We start from the raw sequence: 19,346 nt of genomic DNA on the forward strand, positions 1-19,346 counted from the left end.
CGTGGCCGCAGCCGGGTCAGCGGGACGCGGTCGCCTCACGCGCGGCGGCTTCCGCCGCGACCCAGGCGAGCATGCCGCACTTGACGCGCATGACGAACTTGGAGACGCCGTGGAAGGCGACGAGGTCCTCGAGGACGTCCTCGTCGGGCTCACCGACACCGCGCGAGCGCATCATGGTGCGGAACTCCTCGGTCAGTGCGAGGAACTCGGGCACCGTGCGGCCGACGGCCATGTCGGTGAGGACGGATGCCGAGGCCATCGAGATCGAGCAGCCGTCGCCCTGCCACGCGAGCCCGGCGATGCGGTCGGTGCCGGGTTCGAGCCGCAGGCTGACCGTGATCTCGTCGCCGCACGTGGGATTCCGCTCGAAGTGCGAGGCATCCGCGTCGGGCATCGCGCCGTCGCCGTGCCGCGCTTTCGCGTGGTCGAGGATGACCTGCTGGTACAGGCTGTCGAGGGCGTTCACGCGGACGCTCCGAAGTAGTCACGAATCTCGGCGACGGCTGCGAGGAACCGATCGACGTCGTGGTCGGTCGTGTACACGTAGGTGCTCGCGCGGCTGGTGGCGACCAGACCGAGGCGGCGGTGCAGGGGCTGGGCGCAGTGGTGCCCGGAACGCACGGCGATGCCCTGCGCGTCGAGGTACTGCGAGACGTCGTGCGCGTGCACGCCGTCGACGTCGAACGCGACCAGGCCGGAGCGCGGGACGCCGGCGGGCGGGCCGACCACGCGGATGCCGGGCACAGCGGCGAGACCGTCGAGCATCCGGCGGGCGAGGTGCTCCTCGTGGGCGCGGACGCGTTCCATGCCGATGCCCCGCAGGTAGCGGACGGCCTCGGCGAGGGCGACCGCCTGGGAGACGGGCTGCGTTCCGGCCTCGAACCGCTCGGGTGCCGGCATGAACTCGGAGCCCTCCATCGTCACGGTGGTGATCATCGAGCCACCGGTGCGGAACGGCGGCAGGGCGTCGAGCATCTCGGCACGGCCCCAGAGCACGCCGATGCCGTTCGGACCGAGCATCTTGTGCCCGGAGAACGCGGCGAAGTCGACCCCGAGCTGCTGCACGTCGAGGGGACGGTGCGGTGCGGACTGGCATGCATCGAGGACCACCAGGGCTCCTCGGGCGCGGGCGAGACCGACGATCTGCTCGACGGGAGCGATCATGCCGGTGACGTTCGAGACGTGCGAGAACGCGACGACCTTCGTGCGATCGGTGATCAGCGCCGCGGCGTCGTCGGCTGTCCAGGTGCCGTCATCAGCGACCGGGATCCAGCGGAGGGTGGCACCGGTCAGCGCGGCGAGCTCCTGCCACGGCACCAGGTTGGCGTGGTGTTCGGCCTCGGTCACGAGGATCTCGTCACCGGCGCCCAGACGGAAGCGCTCCGCTTCGGCACCGCCGCGGCCACGGCTGGCGTTGGCCATGCCGTAGGCGACGAGGTTGAGGGCATCGGTGGCGTTCGCGGTCCACACCACCTCGGTCGGGGCGGCGGCTCCGATGAAGCCGGCGACGGTGGCGCGGGCGTCCTCGTAGGCATCGGTGCTGAGCGCCGCGAGCGTGTGGGCCCCGCGGTGGACGGCGGCGTTGTCGTGTTCGAGGAACCGGCGCTCGGCATCGAGGACCTGGCGGGGGCGTTCAGCCGTCGCCCCGGAGTCCAGGTACGCCAACGGCTGCCCGTTCACGTCCTGCGCGAGGATCGGGAAGTCCCGCTTGATCGCCTCGACCTCGGTCTCGGTGAGCGGCTGGTTCGGCGCCACGACTGTCACGTCTCGTCCTCCTGGTGCTGCTGTCCGGAGCAACCCGTCCATGGTGTCCGTTGTTCCCGACCACGTCCAGTCGGCACGGCGACGGCCCAGGACCACGCCGGGTCCCGGGCCGTGCACGTTGCTCGCTACTCGTTGCCGATCTTCTTGTCCGCAGCGTCGCGGGCACCGTCGATCTTGTCGTCGTACTTGCCGCCCGTGGCCTTCTTGACCGCGTCGGCCACGCCGCCGAGCACCTTGTCGCTGACGCCCTCGGCCTTCTCGCTCTGCAGGGCGTCCTGGACCTTGCCGTCCTGCAGGAACTCCTGGGCCTTCTTCGTGATGTCGTCGAACCCCGCCATCGGCTGCTCCTCGTCTCGGTGCGGAGCCCGTCGCTCCGTCCTGTCGCCGACAGTAGGCCGCCGGGCAGCCGTCCGTACCGGAACGCTCGGGGTCTTCACACCATCTGGGCGCTGCGACGGCGGGCGAGCACGTACCCGACGGCGACCGCGCCGGACACCGCGAGCAACGAGGGCACGAGGATGTCGGTGCCCTGCTGGGTGAACTCGACGACGAGCACGAGGGCGGTGAACGGCGCCCGCATGGTCGTGGCGAGGAAGGCCGCCGCACCGACAAAGGCGAAGGCCGCCAGGCTCGGACCGTCGGCCGGCCACAGCAGCAGCCACGCACCGCCCAGGCCACCGCCGATCGCCGAACCGATGGCGATCGACGGGGTCAGCGTGCCACCGACCGCACCGGCCCCGATGGTGGCCGAGGTGGTCACGGTCCGCAGGACACCGAGCAGCAGCAGGAGCACGATCGGCGAGAGGCCGGCGAACGAGGCGTCGTCCAGCGTGGTGTTCATCGCGACGAGGCCGAGCGCCCGACCGTTGCCGAGGATCTCCGGGAACGGGATCGCGATGAGCCCGACCATCGCGAAGACCACCGGCAGCACGACGAGCAGGTGCCAGCCCTTCGGGGCGATGCCCTGCAGCCGGTTGGTCAGCTTGACGAACCCGACCCCGGCGAGCCCCAGCACGGGTCCCACCACGACCGCCCAGACGAGCAGCGACGGCGACAGGTGCATCGCGGGCACGTGGTACAGCACCTCGTCCGGGATCACGAGCCGGGCGGTGATGGCGGCGACCGCACTCGTGGCGAAGGCGGGCAGGGCGGTCGCGAAGCTGATCTCCCCGAGCAGGACCTCGACCGCGAACAGCGCGCCGCCGAGGGGCACGTCGTACACGGCGGCGAGGCCGGCCGCGGCACCGCAGGCGACGAGGATCTTCGTCTCGCGTGCGGTCAGCCCCGCACGACGGGTGACGAGCTGGGCGAGCCAGGCCCCGACCTCGCGCGGCGCGACCTCCTTGCCGATGGACGCGCCGAGCCCCACAGCCAGGATCTGGATGCCGGCGTTCGCGAGCGTCGCCAGGGCCGGCATCCGCTTGCCGTCGACGGCCGCGGTGACCGAGACGATCGAGCGCCCCCACCGACGGAGTGCCCACCAGGCGAAGCCGGTCAGAACGCCGGCTGCCGTGAGCGCGAGGAACCGGTTCAGCCCCGACGGTGCGTCCGCGGCCTCGAGGTGCCCACCGAACCCGTACCCGAAGGCGACGAACTGGATGAGCTGGAGCGCGAGCCAGACCGCGATGCCGGCGATGCCGCCCGAGACACCCACCAGGGCGGTGACGACGGCGAGCTTGAGGGCCCAGACCGGGGTCGCGTGTCCGGAGTGCGGCATGACCGGAAGCCTAACGGGCTGGACGCACCCGATGACGGACGGCGACGGGGCCGCCGGACGCGGGGCGGGCCTCCAGGCCGGGAGCCCCGACCGCCCGCCGTCAGACGGCCGTCACCCGGAACGGCACCACGCAGTCAGCCGGCATGAGCGGCGGCTGCAGACCGACGGTGCCGAGCACCCGGCCGCTGAACACCCGCGGGCCGGACCACCAGTCCGGTCGCACCAGGTCCTGGGCGTCTCCGATGACCACGGGGTCGACGCGGTACGCCGAGTCCGGGTCGAGGTCGCGGAAGGTGACCCGGCCGGTGCCGGAGACCTCGGAGCGCCCGACACTGGCGAGGAAGAAGACGGCCTGCTGACGGTCCGGCGCGACCGTGCCGTACACGAGCCGCGCGTCGTCGACCTCGTCGGATCGCACCAGGTCACCGCCGTGCAGGAGCGGACGGAGCTCCCGGTACAGCGCGATCCACTCGGTGAGCGCGGCGGACTCGTCGGCGGTCGCGCCGGCCAGGTCCCACTCGATGCCGAGGTGGCCGACCAGCGCCGTGCCGGCACGGAAGGCGAGGTCGTGGACGCGACCGGTCGTGTGGTTCCGGCCGCTCGCGATGTGCGACCCGAGCAGCTCCGGCGGCAGGAGCTGCTGCGTCCACCGGTGCATCTGCTGGCGCTCGAGCGGGTCGATGTCGTCCGACACCCACACCCGTGCGGTGTGCTCGATGACGCCGAGGTCGACCCGGCCGCCACCCGACGAGCACGACTCGATCTCCAGGGACGGGAACCGCTCGCCGAGCGTCGCCATGAGCCGGTACGCGGCGAGGGTCTGCTCGTGGACCGCTGCGCCACGGCCCGGGAACCCCGCCTCGACGAGGTCGCGGTTGTGGTCCCACTTCACGGCGTCGACCGCGTACTCACCGATGATCACGGTCATCCGTTCGAGCACGTACGCGAAGGCCTCGGGGATCGCCAGGTTGAGCACCTGCTGGTCGCGGGACCGGGCGGGCAGCCGACCGTCGGCCTGCAGGATCCACTCCGGGTGCGCACGCGCCAGGTCGCTGTCCTCGTTCACCATCTCGGGTTCGAACCACAGGCCGAACTCCATGCCGAGCGCACGGACACGATCGACCAGCGGCCCGAGCCCGTCCGGCCAGACGTCCTCGTCGACGTACCAGTCGCCGAGTCCGGCGTGGTCGTCGCGGCGGCCACGGAACCAGCCGTCGTCGAGCACGTAGCGTTCGACGCCGAGGGCCGCGGCACGTTCGGCGAGGTCGACGAGGCGGGCCAGGTCGTGGTCGAAGTACACGGCCTCCCACACGTTGATCGTCATCGGGCGGGGCGTCGTCGGGTGCTGCGGGCGGCTGCGGAGCCAGCGGTGGAACCGTCGGGCCTGGTCGTCGAGGCCGTCCCCGTGGGCGAAGTACACCCACGGCCCCTCGTAGGTGGCGCCGGTGGCGAGCCGGACCTCGCCGGGCAGCAGCAGTTCGCCGCCGCCGATGACCTGGCGGCCGGTGGCGAGCCGTTCGGCGTGGTGCCGGTGGTTGCCGCTCCAGGCGGTGTGGACGCCCCAGACCTGGCCGTGCGCGAAGCCGAAGCCCGGCTCCCCCACCGTCAGCACGGTCGCGGCGTCGGTGCCGGTGCGGCCCTTCCGGCCCTCGCGCTGGTGGGTCCCCACGACGAGTTCGCGGCGCTGCGGGGTCCGCTCCTTGCCCCAGCGGCCGGCGAAGTCCAGGATCTCGCGGGCCCCCGACGGGATCGGCATCGCGAGCGTCAGGTCGTCGACGGTGTAGACGCCGTCGGCGGTGTTCGTCACGCCCGCGCGGGCCCGCACGAGCCCGGAGCCGAGCATCTCGATGGTCACCCGGACGGTGAGCCCGGCGACGGTGTCCTCGGCGTCGGCGGTCACCGCGGAGTCGGTGACCGCGAGCGACGTCACCGTGAACGCGGGCGACCAGTCGGCGCCGTCACGGTGCCCGGCGAGCCCCGGACGACCGCTCCAGCCCCGGTGCGGCTCGGGCAGCACCGACAGGCGGACCGGGTCGTCCATCTCGTTCGGTGCGACGGGCGCGACGTCGGCGTCGGCGAGGGCCGTCAGCGCCTCGGTGTCGAGCGGTCCGAGTGCAGCTCCCCAGTGCACGACGGCGGGGAGCGCGTCGTCGCGGCAGTCCAGGACGAGCGAGACGCCACCGGCGGTCAGGTGGACGAGTTCGTGCGGCATGCGGGCTCCAGTCGGCGTCGTTGCACGTCAGAGCTTTCCGGTCCGGGGCCGTCCGCTGCAAATCCTGCTGCGGCGCGGCTCCGGTTGCGGCGCGGGTCCGGCTACGGTGCGGCTCCGGTTGCCGCGCGGCTCCCGCTGCGGTGCGGCTCAGAACCAGCGCTTGACCTTGAACACCACGTACAGGATCGCGGCGAACAGGACCATCGCGACGATCGACAGCGGGTACCCCCACGTCCAGCCGAGTTCGGGCATGTGCGTGAAGTTCATCCCGTAGATCGCGGCGATGAGCGTCGGCGCGAACAGGATCGCCGCCCAGCCGGAGATCTTCTTCGTGTCGTCGTTCTGCTTCTGCGCCGCCAGGGTGGAGTCGACGGTCAGGGCGTTCTGCAGCAGCTGCCGGAACGTGTCGAGTCGCTCCACGACCCGGATCGCGTGGTCGAGGACGTCGCGGAACCGCCGCTGCATCTCGATCGGCAGGTGGTACTTCTCGGCGCCGCGGTGCAGGTTCTCGATCATGTAGACGAGTGGACGTGCCGCACGCTGGAAGTCGACGACCTCGCCGAACAGCTCGTACACGCGACGGGACACCCCGGCCTCGCCGGAGAACAGCTGGTCCTCGATCTGGTTGATGTCCTCTTCGAGTCCGTCGATCACCGGCACGTAGCCGTCGACGATGGAGTCCATCAGCGCCCAGAGCTGCGCCTGCGGGCCGACGGTCACCAGTCCCGGCTTGCCGCTCAACCGCTGCAGCGCCCGGGGGACGGTCTGCTTGCCCCGGGGGTCGGCCTTCACGACGGCGAGGAAGAAGGTCTCACCGACGAAGGCGTGCACCTCGCCGAACGCCACCTCTTCCTGCTGGTCGTTGTACAGCGCCGGCTTGAGCACCACGAACAGCGTCGAGCCGTAGCGCTCGAGCTTCGGTCGCTGGTGCCCCTCGGCGGAGTCCTCGACGGCGAGTTCGTGCAGTCCGAGGGCGACCGCGACGTCGCCGAGTTCCTGGGCGTCGGGCTGGTGCAGGACGATGCACGCGCTGGCACCCTGCTCGTCGAGCATCCGGAAGGTGTCGTCGAGGGACGGACTCGCGATCGGGGCGATCCGGTCGATGTAGACGGTGTTCAGTTCGACGCTCACGCGCCCACCGTACGCAGGGTGGCCGGTCTCCGGCCTGGAGGCCCGTGGCACGCCCGCCGTGCACCCCACGTCCTGCCTGAACGCGCGCTGCACGACCGCCACCACCGGCCGCCTACGGTGCAGGTCATCAGCATGCTGACGAAAGGGACTGTCATGAAGAGGATCTGGAAGCGCATCGCGGTGGCCGTGAGCGCGGTCGTCGCCGTCATCGGCGCGTACGTCGGGTCGGGCGCTGCCGGCGGCACGCCCATCCAGGACGCCGCCGGTGGCGCCCTGTCGGCGTCCTCGACCGCGATCGCCCCGGACGGCCCGGCCTTCTCGATCTGGAGTGTCGTCTACGCCGGGCTCATCGGCTACGCGGTGCTGCAGCTCTTCCGCACTGCGAACGACGAACGGCACGAGCGGCTGGTGGTGCCGGCGGTGCTCTCCCTGCTGCTCAACGCCGCGTGGATCCTGTCGGTGCAGTTCGGGTTCCTGTGGGCGAGCGAGCCGATCATCGTCGCGCTGCTCGTCGTGCTGATCTGGACGTTCACGATCCTGCGCCGCACCCCGTCCCACGGTGTGGTCGAGGCGATCCTGACCGACGGCACGTTCGGGCTCTACCTCGGGTGGGTCTGCGTCGCGACGGCCGCGAACACCGCTGCGGTGCTGACGGCAGCAGGCTTCCGGGGCTTCGGACTCGGGCAGGACCCGTGGGGTGTGGTCGTCGCCGCGGTGGCCGGGCTCGTCGGGGTCCTCATCGCGCTGTGGGGCCGGGGACGCATGGCACCGATGGCCTCGGTCGCGTGGGGCCTGGCGTGGGTCGCCGTGGCCCGGTTCGAGGGGCCGCTCGTCTCCGTGCCGACGGCCGTCGCGGCCGTGGTGGCTGCGGCGGCCGTGGTGGCTGCGGCGGCCGTGGTCGTCGTGACCGTGGTGGTGCGTGCCCGCGCCGGCTGGGTCGGCGGGCGTGCCGGTCGGGCGGCGGCCCCGGTGGCGGTCTGACGCGCGACTGACGCGCGCCCGGACCGTGAGAGCGACAGTGCTCACGGCTCCGCGCCCGACAGGGCCGTGAAACCGACAGTTCCCCGCCGATGTTCGGCGGGGAACTGTCGCTTTCGCGTGGGGGGGAGGGAGGGAGGGCGGACAGCCGGGCCGCCAGGCGCCCACGGCCTCAGCGCGACGACGCGGTGGACGCCACCAGGCCGTGCGCGGCGGCGACCGCGGCGTTCGTGACCCGGCCGGCGTGCACGTTCAGGCCGGCGGCGAGTGCGGGGTCGGCCTCGAGCGCGGCCTCCCAGCCACGGTCGGCGATGGCGACGGCGTAGGGCAGCGTGGCGTTCGTCAGCGAGATCGTGCTCGTGCGCGGGACGGCGCCGGGCATGTTCGCCACGCAGTAGTACACGGTGTCGTGCACGGCGAACGTGGGGTCGTCGTGGGTGGTCGGGTGGGAGCCCTCGAAGCAGCCGCCCTGGTCGATCGCGATGTCGACCAGCACCGAGCCCGGCCGCATGTCGGCGACCATGGCGTCGGTGACGAGCTTCGGCGCCGACGCCCCGGGGATGAGCACGGAGCCGATCACCAGGTCGGCGTCGCGCAGGGCCTCGGCGATGGCGTGCGCCGACGAGCGCAGGGTCGTGACGCGGCCGTCGAACCGGGCATCCAGTGCCCGGAGCCGCGGCAGGCTGATGTCGAAGACGGTGACGTCGGCACCCATGCCGAGCGCCATCGTCGCGGCGTGCTCCCCCGCGACGCCGCCGCCGATGACGACCACGCGGCCCTTCGGCGTGCCGGGGACCCCGCCGAGCAGCAGCCCGCGCCCACCGTTCGTGCGCATCAGGTGGAACGCGCCGACCTGGGCGGACAGTCGCCCGGCGACCTCGGACATCGGCGACAGCAGGGGCAGCGAGCGGTCCGGCAGCTGCACGGTCTCGTAGGCGATCGCCGTCGCGCCCGAGTCGACGAGCGCGTCGGTCAGCGGTCGGTCGGCGGCGAGGTGGAGGTAGGTGAAGAGCACCTGGCCCGGCCGGATCATCGGGTACTCCGACGCGACCGGCTCCTTCACCTTGAGGATCAGCTCGGCGCGCTCCCACACCTCGGCCGCGGTGTCGACGATCGTGGCGCCTGCGGTGCGGTACTCGTCGTCGGTGAAGGCCGAACCGGACCCGGCGCCGGCCTGCACCAGCACCTGGTGGCCGTGTGACCCGAGTTCGGCGACGCCAGCCGGAGTGGCGGCGACGCGGTACTCGTTGTTCTTGATCTCGGTGGGGACGCCGATGCGCATGCTGACTCCTTCGTGGGCGGTGCGTTCGTCCCGTCCATTCAGCACCGGATTCGCCCACAGCAGCGCTGAGCCGAACATCCGGACAGCGGCAGCGCGATCTGTGTCACGAGATTCGGCTGAACCGTCCGCAACAGCAGTCGGTCAGTGCCCGCGCAGCGACTCGCTCGGCAGCTCCCCGAAGCGGCTGCGGTAGGTCGCCGAGAAGCGTCCGAGGTGCCCGAAGCCCCACGTCCGCGCGATCTCGGCAACGGTCGTGTCGTCCAGTGCACCGCCGACCAGGTCGGTCCGGGCACCGTCGAGTCGTACGCCGCGCAGGAGTTCCCCCGGCGTCTGGTCGAGGTGCCGGCGGAGCGACTGCTGCAGTCCGCGCGGGCTGAGCCCGGCCGCCGCGGCGATCTCCGGTGTGCCGATCGCTTCGCGCGCGTGCTCGTGCACGAACTCGAGTGCCCGGCGCAGGCGGTCGTGCTCCGGCCCGCTGCCGGACACCGTCGCCCGCCACCTGTTGCGCCGCGGGAACGCCCGGATCGCCGCGGCCGCGAAGGCCTCGGTGATGTCGTGCTGCACCATCGGGCTCATCGCCCGTTCGACGTCGAGCCACGTGGCCGAGTACTTCCGCACCACCGACCGCCACAGCGCGATGCCGTCGGCCGTCGGGCGGCGCATCGGCTCGAAGGCGAAGTCGTCGTCACCGGCCACGGCTCGGACGAAGTCGCGGTCCAGGTGCACCAGGTTCAGGGCGATGTCGTGGTGGTGCAGCGCGTACGGCTCGGCGAAGGGCAGCACGACGGGCACACCGGCCTCGAGCTCGAACGTCTCGCCGCCTGTGGTGATCCGGCTCGAGCCGGACCGCATCCAGGCGACCAGGAACTCGTCGTCGACCTGGCTCTCGCTGCGCAGGTCGACCATGAACCGCGACGAGCGCAGCGACATCCGCTCGTCACCGACGCCGGCGAAGTCCCAGTGGGCGTTCTCGTGGGTGCGCCGGACGACGGGTGCACGGAAGTCGTAGTCGCCCGTGAAGAACGCGAGCGCCTGGTCGACGTCGCTGCCGACCATCCGACGGAAGTACCGCTGACCGGGCTGTTCGAGAGAAAGCACCATGGTCGAGAACGTAGGACGGACCACCGACAAACTGCGTCAGGTCCTGACTCAGGGCTGCAGGATCGCCTGCCCGACGCTCTCGTCCAGGATCAGGTCCGTGATGAGCCCGGCGGCCAGCGCGCCCCGCAGTGACGCCGCCTTCGACCGCCCGGCGACGACGCAGACCCGCCGCGGCGCGCGCTTGATCGTGTCGAGATCCGGAGCGCCGGCCCGTGCGTTCACCCCGATGTCCTTCCACGAGCCGTCCGCCCGGTAGAACACGGTCGAGACGTCACCGACGACCGCCGCCTGCGTGAGCTCGTCACGGTCCTCGGGGTCGAGGTACCCGCCGGAGTACACGTGCGAGGGCACCGGGGCCTGGGGGGCACCGACACCGAACACCACGAGGTCCATCCGCTCGTGCAGGTCGAGCACGCGGCGGATCGAACGTTCCCGGAACAGGGCCTCCTTCGTCGCGGGGTCGTCGAAGAACGCCGGCACCGGGAACTGCTGCACGAACGCGCCGTAGGCCTCACCGAACCGGCGCAGGATCTCGGACGCGTAGACGATCCCGGTGGTCCGGGTGTTCGCGGCGCCGTTGATCTGCACGATCGTCGAGCCGTGGGTGGTCTTCGGCACCAGGTAGCGGCTGACCGCACTCACGGTCGAGCCCCACGAGATCCCGATGACCATGTTGGACTCGACGTACTGCGTCAGGATCCGGGCGGCGGACAGCGCGACCCGCTCGAGCCGGTCGACGTCGCTCGTGTGGTCCGGCACCGGGACGACGTGCGCGTGCACCCCGAAGCGGGAGCGGATGCTCCGGCTCAGCGCAGCGGCCTGGTCCAGGGGCGACCGGATCTGGATGTCGACGAGCCCGGTGTCCCTGGCGTACTTCAGCAGCCGCGACACCGACGAGCGCGAGGTGCCGAGTTCGTCGGCGATCGCGTCCATCGTCAGGTCCTGCAGGTAGTACAGGTGGGCGGCGCGCAGCGCCTGCTGCGTGCGCATGGGCTGAGCCGCATCGCTCATGGTGCTCCGATCTGTCGAACGCAACCATGCACGGACGTGCAGGGCCTCTGCAACCCCTGCCGCGCCTCCTGACCGCCACGTCGGGCCTGGACGACACGTGTGCTGCACGTTCGTGCACGCGAGTTGCCCGCCCTGTCGAACGAGCGCACGATCGATCCTGACCCCACGAACAGACGAAGGAAGCGACGAACCATGTCGAAGAAGACACAGCCCCGGAACACGGTGACCGCCCTCACCGAACGCCCGAACGCGCAGGTCCTCGTCGTCGGCGGCGGCATCAACGGCATCGCGACGTTCCGCGACCTGGCGCTCCAGGGCGTCGACGTCGCCCTGGTCGAGCGTGGCGACTACGCCTCCGGCGCCTCCGCGGCCTCGAGCCACATGATCCACGGCGGCATCCGCTACCTGGAGAACGGCGAGTTCCGCCTGGTGCGCGAGAGCGTGCAGGAGCGCAACGGCCTGATCCGCATCGCCCCGCACTACGTCAAGCCGCTGCAGACGACCATGCCGATCTTCTCGACGTTCTCCGGCATCATGAACGCCCCGCTGCGCATGCTGACGCATAAGCAGCGCTCCACCAAGGAGCGCGGCGCGATGCTCATCAAGATCGGCATGACGATCTACGACTCCTTCTCGCGCGACGGCGGCTCCGTCCCGAAGCACGTCTTCCGCACCAAGAAGGCCGCGCTCGAGGACATGCCCGCCCTCAACAAGGACCTGAAGTACACGGGTACCTACTACGACGCGAGCGTGCACGAGCCCGAGCGCCTGGCCCTCGACGTCCTGAAGGACGGCCTGGCCGCCGGAGCCGACAAGGCACGCGCCGTCAACTACGTCGAGGCAGCCGGCACCCGCGACGGCGGCGTCCTGCTGCGTGACCGCGAGACCGGCGACGAGTTCGTCTTCACGGCCGACGTCGTGATCAACGCCTCCGGCCCCTGGACCGACCTGACGAACGAGGCGTTCGGCGGCGAGACGAAGTTCATGGGCGGCACGAAGGGCTCGCACATCGTCGTGCACAACGACGAACTGCTCGAGGCCACCAAGGGCCGCGAGCTGTTCTTCGAGAACGACGACGGCCGCATCGTCCTCATCTACCCGCTCAAGGGCCGGGTCCTCATCGGCACGACCGACATCGACGCCGACCCCGCGAAGCCGGTCACGACGACCGACGAGGAGATCGACTACTTCTTCGGGCTCGTCAAGCACGTGTTCCCGCAGATCGACGTCACCCGCGACCACATCGTCTACAGCTACTCCGGCATCCGCCCGCTCCCCCGCCACGAGGACACCGCCCCCGGCTTCGTGTCCCGTGACTACCGGATCGTGGACACCCAGATCGCGGGGCTGCCGAAGTCGACCGTGCTGTCGCTCGTCGGTGGCAAGTGGACGACCTTCCGTGCCCTCGCTGCACACCTGTCCACGGAGGCGACGACCAAGCTCGGCATGAGCCGCAAGGTCGACACCACCGGCATGCCCATCGGCGGTGGCAAGGAGTTCCCGACCACCGACGCCCAGCGCGCCCTGTGGATCAAGTCGCACCGCGACGGCCTGGACGAGTCCCTGGTCGAGGGCCTGCTCGAGCGGTACGGCACCCGTGCCGCCGAGGTCGTGGACGTCCTGACCGACGGCCCGGTCGAGCCGCTCGAGTCCGAGCCGTCGCTCACCCGCGCCGAGGTCGCGTACTTCGCCCGCCACGAGCAGGCCGTCCACCTGGTCGACGTCGTCCTGCGCCGCACGAACCTGGCGTTCGTCGGCGGGGTCACGATCGACCTGCTCGACGAGCTGGCCGACGTGCTCGCCGAGGCGCTCGGTTGGACGACCGAGGAGCGCGCGGACGAGGTCCAGCGCACGCTCGACGTGCTGCGTGAGTCGCACGGCGTGATCGTGCCGCTGACGTCCGCGTCGGCGTCGCAGCTCGCGTAGTCGACGCGACCGATAACGGACGGGAGGCCCGGTACCAGCTGGTACCGGGCCTCCCGTCTCGGCCGTCACCCCGCTGGCGCGGTGCGCCGGTACCGGCGGGTGGGGCCGGCCTCCCGTCTGTCTGCTGGTCGCGTCAGAACCGCTCGCCGGTGGGGTCGAGCGCCGTGCGGTCGATGAGCTGGTCGCCGCCGACCGGCTCGCCTTCCCAGTCGACCAGGCGCCAGCCGTCGGCGAACGAGCCCTCGAGTTCGACGATGCCGGTGTTCTCCAGGTGGCGCTTGGTGCCGAAGTGGTCCGGGGTGTTCTGCGCAGCTGCGCTCGCCCACGTGCGGATCGCGGCACCGTGGCTGACGGCGGCGGCGACCGCGACCCCGGTGGTCTCGATCTGCCGGACGGCGTCGTCGTAACGCTCGAAGAACTCGGTGCCGCTCTCGGCACCGGGCATCCGGGTCGTGCGGTCGCCGCCGGACCAGCCGTGCACGGTGGAGATGTAGGTCTGCACGGACACCGTGTCGCTCTTGCCCTGCGTGTCACCCGCCTCGATCTCACGCAGGCCCGGCAGCACCACGGGCTCGAGGCCCAGCGAGGTCGCGAGGGGCGCCGCGGTGATCTGCGTGCGGACCATCGACGAGACGAACAGTCGCTCGATCCCCCGGTCGGCGAGCGCTGCGGGCAGGGCGTCGGCCTGCTGCTGCCCGAGCTCGGTCAGCCCCGGTCCGGGCACCACGGCATCGAGGATGCCGTGCACGTTCGCGGGGGTCTGGCCGTGGCGGATGAGCAGCAGTCGCATGCCGCCACCCTACGGACCGCCGCTGACGTCAGCCCTGCCGGGTGTTCCAGCGGGGGTTCTCCTTGTTGATGACGTAGACGCGGCCCCGGCGTCGGACCACCTGCGAGCCGGGGATCTTCTTCAGGGCCTTGAGGGAGTTGCGGACCTTCACGACGAGCCTCCTTGTTGATAACGGTTGTCAGTTACAGTAGCGGACATGCGTGCTGCTGCCATCACCCTCGTCACCGCCCTGCACCGGGTCGACGCCGACCGCGTCGCCGCCCGGATCTCGGACGGGCACCGGATGCACGTCGCCGGGAGTGCCTTCGCCACCGCCCGTGCCGTGGCCGACCGCGCCGACCAGCTCGACCGGGTCTGCGGGCCAGATGCGCCCCACGGGCTCGTCGTCACCCTGCACCCCGGGGCCGATGCGCGAGCCGTCGGCATGCTGCTCGCCAACGCGGCACGGTCCGAGACCGGCGACGACCGGGTGCTGCGGCACGTCGTCGGGGTGCTGCGGGCCGACGACGTCGCGCACCTGCTGTGGTCGGACGTCGACGACGCCTTCGTCGCCGCGGACCGGATGGCCGCACTCGTCGAGTACGCGACGGTGATCGCCCTCGACCGCATCGAACCGCTGTCCGGCCGTCGGCGACGGGCGCTCGTCTCGCTGCTGCACCGGATGGCGCCCCAGGCCGTGATCGTCGCCCTGCCTGCGATCCGCAGTGCCGCCGACCTGCCGGCCTCGAACGGTGGAGCCGCGCGGGTGCTCGCCACCGGTGCCGGCTGGATGCGGGCGCTGTCGAGCGGTGCAGACACGGGGCGTGAGGCCCGCGACGCCCTGGTCTCGATGCGCTACCGGGAGCCGCTGCCGTTCCACCCCGGGCGACTGTCGTCCGTCATCGCCGAGGACCTGTCCGCCGGGGTGAACGGCCGCGTGCTGCGGTCGCGGGGGTTCTTCCGCCTGGCGTCCCGGCCGGACCACGTCGGCTCGTGGTCGAGCTTCGGGTCGATGCTCGCGCTCGACCCCACCGCGAACCCCTCGTGGGACGCCGACGCCCCGATCGGGCAGGCGCTGTGGTTCGTCGGCGAGCAGCTCGACGTCCGGGCGATCGAGCGGGCGCTCGACGGGGCGCTGCTCACGCCGTCGGAGCTGCTCGCCGGGCCGGACGTGTGGCGCGGCTGGCCGGACCCGTTCCCGGTGTGGCCCGCGGTGGACCCTGCGTCGGAGCACCGGCACGAGTGAGGGGGCGGGCGGGTGCGGCGGGTGGGTGCGTGCGCACGTCGTGACAGAGCACGCGTCGATCGACGCGTGGATCGTCGCAGTGCGCGCACGCACGCACGGACGGGAGCCGCAGCGTCACCGCACCGGCGACGGCTCCCGCGCAGCAGCCTCGCGCGCCGCAGCAGCCGCTGCGTCCTGCGCTGCGAACGGCAGGTCACCGAGGTCCAGGTGCGGATTCGTGTCCTGCGTGAGCACGAGCTCCTTCGCCTCGTCCTCGGTCTCCACCGACGGCATCGACCCGGGCAGCGGGCGCTGCGAGGACTCCTTCATGCAGAAGACACCGATCGCACCGACGACGCTCATCGCCATCAGGAAGTACGCCGGCGCGAGCTCGTCACCCGTCGCGGTGAGCAGCGCCTGCACGATCAGGGGCGTGGTCCCGCCGAACACCGCGATCGCGATGTTGTAGGCGAAGCCCATGCCGCCGTACCGCGTCGAGGTCGGGAACAGCGCCGGCAGCGAGGCAGCCTGGTTCGACACCCACAGTGCGGTCATCAGCGCGAGCAGCCCGAGGCCGGCGAGCGTCGACCACTGCGCCCCGTGCCCGATGAGCATGAACGCCGGCACGACGAGCACGACGGTGGTGGCGGCACCGATCCACATCACCACGCGGCGGCCGAGGCGGTCGGAGAGCTTGCCGGTCAACGGCAGCATCACCGCGAGCAGCAGGAGCACCGGGATCGTCAGCAGCGTGCCGTCGACGGCGGAGTACCCGAGCGAGTCGGTCAGGTACGTCGGCATGTACGAGGTCAGGGCGTAGCCCACGGTGTTCGACGCGGCGACGAGCATGATCGCGATGACGATCGGACGCCAGTGCTGACGCACCATCGCGACGACGTTGGCCGGACGCTCACCGTCGAAGGACGCACGGGACTCGGTTGCTGCCTCCTGCGCGGCCTGGGTCGCCTGGAACACCGGCGACTCCTCGATCCGCAGGCGGAACCAGATCGCCACGACACCGATCACACCGGCGGCGAGGAAGGGGAACCGCCACCCGTAGGCGGTCATCGCCTCGTCACCCAGGGTGATCTGCAGCACCGAGACGACCGTGGCACCGAGCGCGAAGCCCAGGTAGCTGCCGAAGTCCAGGATGCTCGCGAAGAACCCGCGGCGGCGGTCCGGGGCGTACTCGGTGACGAAGGTCGTGGCCCCGGCGTACTCACCACCGGTCGAGAAGCCCTGCGCCAGCTTCAGCACGACCAGCACGACGGGGGCGAACACGCCGATCGTCGCGTACGCGGGGAGCGCGCCGATGAGGAACGTCGACGCCGCCATCATGATCAGCGTCGTCGCGAGCACCTTCTGGCGCCCGATCCGGTCACCGAGCCGACCGAAGACGATGCCACCGAGCGGCCGCGCGATGTACGTCGCCGCGAAGACCCCGAGGCTGAACAGGATCTGCACCGCGGGTTCGGCCGTCGGCAGGAAGACCTTCCCCATCGTGACGGCCAGGTAGCCGTACACACCGACGTCGTACCACTCCATGGTGTTGCCGACGACCATGCCGCTGACGGCTCGTCGCATCATGCTCTTGTCGACCACGGTGACGTCGCTCTCGCGCAGCCGCCGGTGCGGTCGGGGGTGGGTACTGCTGGGGTCGGAACCCATGCATCGCTCCTCGAGAAGATCGGTGGGCCGTCGGGAACCGGCCCAGAACAGCGAGCGACGTTACCGAGCAACCGAAATGTCATTGGCCGGTGATTCTCAGGGAACGGCGTGTCACCCGAACGGGGGCCGCCGCCGATCGGCAGCAGTCCGGCGGACCCGGAAGCTGAGTGACGAGGCCGTAACCTCGGCCCATGGCGATCGAACCGGAGACGAAGAACTGGACGTGGGTCATCGAGTCCGCGTGTCCCGAGTGCGGCTACGACGGCAGCGCGGTGACCGTCCGCGACGTGCCGGGCATCATCGACGAGAACACCGCCGCGTGGCCGGAGGTCCTGCGGCGCGACGACGTCCGTGACCGTCCGGACGACCACACGTGGTCGCCACTCGAGTACGGCGCCCACGTGCGGGACGTGCACCGGAAGATGGCCGAGCGCCTCGAGCTCATGCTCACCGAGGACGCCCCGACGTTCCCGAACTGGGACCAGGACGCCACCGCCGTCGAGGCCCGCTACGGCGAGCAGGACCCCGCGGTCGTCGCCCGGGAGCTGCGGGAGTCGGCCGACCGCGCGGCCCGGGCCTTCGCGGCGGTGCCCGACGCAGTGCTCGAGCGCACCGGGCTCCGGTCCGACGGCAGCGCCTTCACCGTCGCGACGCTCGCCACCTACTACGCGCACGACCCGGTGCACCACCTGTGGGACGTGCGGCGCACGCTCTAGACCTGGGGACCGCCGGCCGGGAGGCGCGGTGCGGCCCCGCCCCGCGCCTCCAGGCCGCCACCCGGTCACCCCGGCCCCGGGCGTACCGACCGAACCCGGGCGTGCCGACCGAACCCGGGCGTACCTGCCAGAACCGGGCGTACCTGCCACGAAGAAACGACCAGGTATGCCCGAATCCACCCTCCATCGCGCGCGTGATGGGAAGGATCGGGCGCCGAGCCGGAGCGCTCAGGCGAGGGCGTCGAGCACGGCGCGCGCCGTCGCGGCGTCCGTCACCAGCTCGTTGACCAGTCCGCCCCGTACCGCGGCGACGATGCTCGTCACCTTGGCGCTGCCCACGGCGACCCCGACCGCATGCGGCACGGTCGACAGGACCGCGCGCGAGGTCCGCACCATCCGGTCGCTGCCGGGGAACTCGATCGGCGAGCCGTCCGCGGCGTAGAAGTTCAGGCAGACGTCGCCGGCGGCACGGTCGAACGCGACGTCCTCGACCGGGATGCCCCGGGCCAGGGCGTCCCGTGTGTGGGTCGGCGCCCCGATGCCGAGGATCGCGCCCTTCGCCCGGCTCCAGAGCCCGACGACGTGCTGGAACGCCGGGTCCTCGTCGAGGGTGGAACGCATCACCGGGGACGGCAGTGCCTGGGCGAACAGGAACGCCGGGATCGCGCCGGAGTGCTCCGCGGCCGTCCGGGTGATCTCGTTCGTCTGGAACCACGGCATCGGGTCGGCCTGCCCGCCCACGGTCGGGACGAGCTGCACCCCGGGCATGGTCGGCATGCCGGACCGCGCGACGTCGTACACGGTGCGGCCGGACGACATCAGGACGGCGTCGCCGGGGACGAGCCCCATGCCCTCGACCGCGGCGGCCAGCGGTGCCGCCAGGTCGGCGCCGAGCGTGGCCGCGTGGGTGACGGCGGCGAGGTGCACCGCGCGGAGCCCGAGCACGACCTGCAGCCGTTCGGCGAGCGCCACGGTCTCGTCCTGGAACGGGTCGACGACCTCGATGCGGACGAGTCCGGCCCTGCGGGCCTCGGCCACGAGCCGCGAGACGGTCGGGCGCGAGACCCCGAGGCGGGAGGCGATCTCGACCTGCGTGGCGTCCTCGAGATAGTACATCCGCGCCGCCTGGTAGACGGTGTCCAGCGGGAACCGGGTGCGGGCTCCGTCCGGGGTGGGGGTCTCGGCCGACATGGTGCGATGCTACCGCCACACGCGACGCAGAAATTGTGTGCTGGACAGATGTCCACGGCCGTCGCAGACTGGTCCGGGAGCGCCCGGAACCCCGTGGCGCGGGAGGAGCACAGACATGACGTACCGTCTCGTGATCGGGTCCGACGACGCCGGGTTCGACTACAAGGAGATCATCAAGGCCGACCTGCTCGCCGACGACCGGGTGTCCGACGTGCGGGACGTCGGCGTCGACGCGGACGGCCACACCGCGTACCCGCACGTGGCGGTCGACGCCGCACGGCTGGTGGCGGAGGGCGAGGCCGACCGGGCGATCCTGATCTGCGGCACCGGGCTGGGCGTGGCGATCAGCGCCAACAAGGTGCCGGGCATCCGCGCCGTCACCGCGCACGACTCCTACAGCGTGGAGCGCTCGGTCCTGTCGAACGACGCCCAGGTCCTCTGCATGGGGCAGCGGGTCGTCGGCATCGAGCTCGCGCGTCGCCTGGCGAAGGAGTGGCTCGGCTACACCTTCGACACCTCCAGCGCGAGCGCCGAGAAGGTCGACGCGATCTGCGCGTACGACGGCAGCGCTCCCGCGGGCGTGGACGCCCAGGCGTAGGACCCACGCGCAACGCCCAGCTGCCTGTCGGGGGCCGGACGTACGGTACCGACGACT

18 protein-coding genes are annotated in these 19,346 nt (G+C 71.5%); 5 read left to right on the forward strand and 13 right to left on the reverse strand.

Features of this window, described 5'->3' with window-relative positions; all coding sequences use genetic code 11:
* Nucleotides 1-16 precede the first annotated feature (16 nt).
* From sufU to OE229_RS15495, 6 genes are all read right to left on the reverse strand, one after another.
* The gene (sufU, locus tag OE229_RS15470; protein ID WP_071405057.1) at nt 17-466 is read right to left on the reverse strand and encodes a Fe-S cluster assembly sulfur transfer protein SufU; all 450 of its coding nucleotides are present in this window, start codon (nt 464-466) and stop codon (nt 17-19) included.
* Nucleotides 463-1,755 carry an aminotransferase class V-fold PLP-dependent enzyme gene (locus tag OE229_RS15475; protein ID WP_262140051.1) on the reverse strand — a complete coding sequence of 431 codons (1,293 nt, stop codon included), beginning with the start codon at nt 1,753-1,755 and terminating at the stop codon, nt 463-465. The genes sufU and OE229_RS15475 overlap by 4 nt, the downstream gene beginning before the upstream one ends.
* Before the next feature lie 134 nt (nt 1,756-1,889).
* Nucleotides 1,890-2,102, reverse strand: a complete 213-nt coding sequence (locus tag OE229_RS15480) for an antitoxin (protein ID WP_259579726.1) — start codon at nt 2,100-2,102, stop codon at nt 1,890-1,892.
* Nucleotides 2,103-2,197: 95 nt separating this feature from the next.
* Nucleotides 2,198-3,481, reverse strand: a complete 1,284-nt coding sequence (locus OE229_RS15485; RefSeq protein ID WP_027466237.1) for a chloride channel protein — start codon at nt 3,479-3,481, stop codon at nt 2,198-2,200.
* Between the two features lie 100 nt (nt 3,482-3,581).
* Nucleotides 3,582-5,693 carry an alpha-galactosidase gene (locus tag OE229_RS15490; RefSeq protein WP_262138761.1) on the reverse strand — a complete coding sequence of 704 codons (2,112 nt, stop codon included), beginning with the start codon at nt 5,691-5,693 and terminating at the stop codon, nt 3,582-3,584.
* 147 nt (nt 5,694-5,840) lie between these two features.
* Nucleotides 5,841-6,824, reverse strand: coding sequence for a magnesium and cobalt transport protein CorA (locus OE229_RS15495; protein ID WP_111124308.1), 984 nt, complete (start codon nt 6,822-6,824; stop codon nt 5,841-5,843).
* A 153-nt stretch (nt 6,825-6,977) separates the two neighbouring features.
* Here OE229_RS15495 and OE229_RS15500 point away from each other — a divergent pair, with 153 nt between their 5' ends.
* The gene (locus OE229_RS15500) at nt 6,978-7,805 is read left to right on the forward strand and encodes a tryptophan-rich sensory protein (RefSeq protein WP_262138763.1); all 828 of its coding nucleotides are present in this window, start codon (nt 6,978-6,980) and stop codon (nt 7,803-7,805) included.
* A 169-nt stretch (nt 7,806-7,974) separates the two neighbouring features.
* Here OE229_RS15500 and ald read toward each other — a convergent pair whose 3' ends face one another.
* From ald to OE229_RS15515, 3 genes are all read right to left on the reverse strand, one after another.
* Entirely contained in the window at nt 7,975-9,084 is a 1,110-nt protein-coding gene (ald, locus tag OE229_RS15505) for an alanine dehydrogenase (protein WP_209133950.1), read from the reverse strand.
* Nucleotides 9,085-9,225: 141 nt separating this feature from the next.
* Complete coding sequence (locus tag OE229_RS15510; RefSeq protein WP_315973829.1) at nt 9,226-10,185, reverse strand: AraC family transcriptional regulator; 960 nt, start codon at nt 10,183-10,185, stop codon at nt 9,226-9,228.
* 48 nt (nt 10,186-10,233) lie between these two features.
* The gene (locus OE229_RS15515) at nt 10,234-11,196 is read right to left on the reverse strand and encodes a sugar-binding transcriptional regulator (RefSeq protein WP_247737623.1); all 963 of its coding nucleotides are present in this window, start codon (nt 11,194-11,196) and stop codon (nt 10,234-10,236) included.
* A gap of 192 nt (nt 11,197-11,388) precedes the next feature.
* Between OE229_RS15515 and OE229_RS15520 the strand changes: the two genes are divergently transcribed.
* Entirely contained in the window at nt 11,389-13,122 is a 1,734-nt protein-coding gene (locus tag OE229_RS15520) for a glycerol-3-phosphate dehydrogenase/oxidase (RefSeq protein ID WP_262138764.1), read from the forward strand.
* A 133-nt stretch (nt 13,123-13,255) separates the two neighbouring features.
* Here OE229_RS15520 and OE229_RS15525 read toward each other — a convergent pair whose 3' ends face one another.
* Both OE229_RS15525 and ykgO read right to left on the reverse strand, forming a co-directional pair.
* Nucleotides 13,256-13,912: a histidine phosphatase family protein gene (locus tag OE229_RS15525; protein ID WP_259579758.1), complete on the reverse strand. Its 657-nt coding sequence runs from the start codon at nt 13,910-13,912 to the stop codon at nt 13,256-13,258.
* A gap of 28 nt (nt 13,913-13,940) precedes the next feature.
* Nucleotides 13,941-14,063 carry a type B 50S ribosomal protein L36 gene (gene ykgO, locus OE229_RS15530; protein WP_182066828.1) on the reverse strand — a complete coding sequence of 41 codons (123 nt, stop codon included), beginning with the start codon at nt 14,061-14,063 and terminating at the stop codon, nt 13,941-13,943.
* Nucleotides 14,064-14,108: 45 nt separating this feature from the next.
* Between ykgO and OE229_RS15535 the strand changes: the two genes are divergently transcribed.
* On the forward strand, nt 14,109-15,137 hold the full coding sequence (locus OE229_RS15535; protein WP_182066827.1) for a GTP-binding protein: 1,029 nt from the start codon (nt 14,109-14,111) through the stop codon (nt 15,135-15,137).
* Nucleotides 15,138-15,251: 114 nt separating this feature from the next.
* Here OE229_RS15535 and OE229_RS15540 read toward each other — a convergent pair whose 3' ends face one another.
* On the reverse strand, nt 15,252-16,784 hold the full coding sequence (locus OE229_RS15540) for an MFS transporter (protein ID WP_262138765.1): 1,533 nt from the start codon (nt 16,782-16,784) through the stop codon (nt 15,252-15,254).
* Nucleotides 16,785-16,975: 191 nt separating this feature from the next.
* On the opposite strand from OE229_RS15540, the gene OE229_RS15545 reads away from it, so the two are divergent.
* Nucleotides 16,976-17,500 (forward strand): DinB family protein, encoded by a 525-nt coding sequence (locus tag OE229_RS15545; protein ID WP_182066825.1) that lies wholly within the window; start codon nt 16,976-16,978, stop codon nt 17,498-17,500.
* Nucleotides 17,501-17,728: 228 nt separating this feature from the next.
* Here OE229_RS15545 and OE229_RS15550 read toward each other — a convergent pair whose 3' ends face one another.
* Complete coding sequence (locus tag OE229_RS15550) at nt 17,729-18,691, reverse strand: sugar-binding transcriptional regulator (RefSeq protein ID WP_259579780.1); 963 nt, start codon at nt 18,689-18,691, stop codon at nt 17,729-17,731.
* Between the two features lie 115 nt (nt 18,692-18,806).
* On the opposite strand from OE229_RS15550, the gene OE229_RS15555 reads away from it, so the two are divergent.
* Nucleotides 18,807-19,289 (forward strand): ribose-5-phosphate isomerase, encoded by a 483-nt coding sequence (locus OE229_RS15555; RefSeq protein ID WP_182066823.1) that lies wholly within the window; start codon nt 18,807-18,809, stop codon nt 19,287-19,289.
* Nucleotides 19,290-19,346 lie beyond the last annotated feature (57 nt).

Origin of the sequence: Curtobacterium poinsettiae, assembly GCF_025677645.1 — a bacterium.
GTDB lineage: Bacteria > Actinomycetota > Actinomycetes > Actinomycetales > Microbacteriaceae > Curtobacterium > Curtobacterium poinsettiae_A.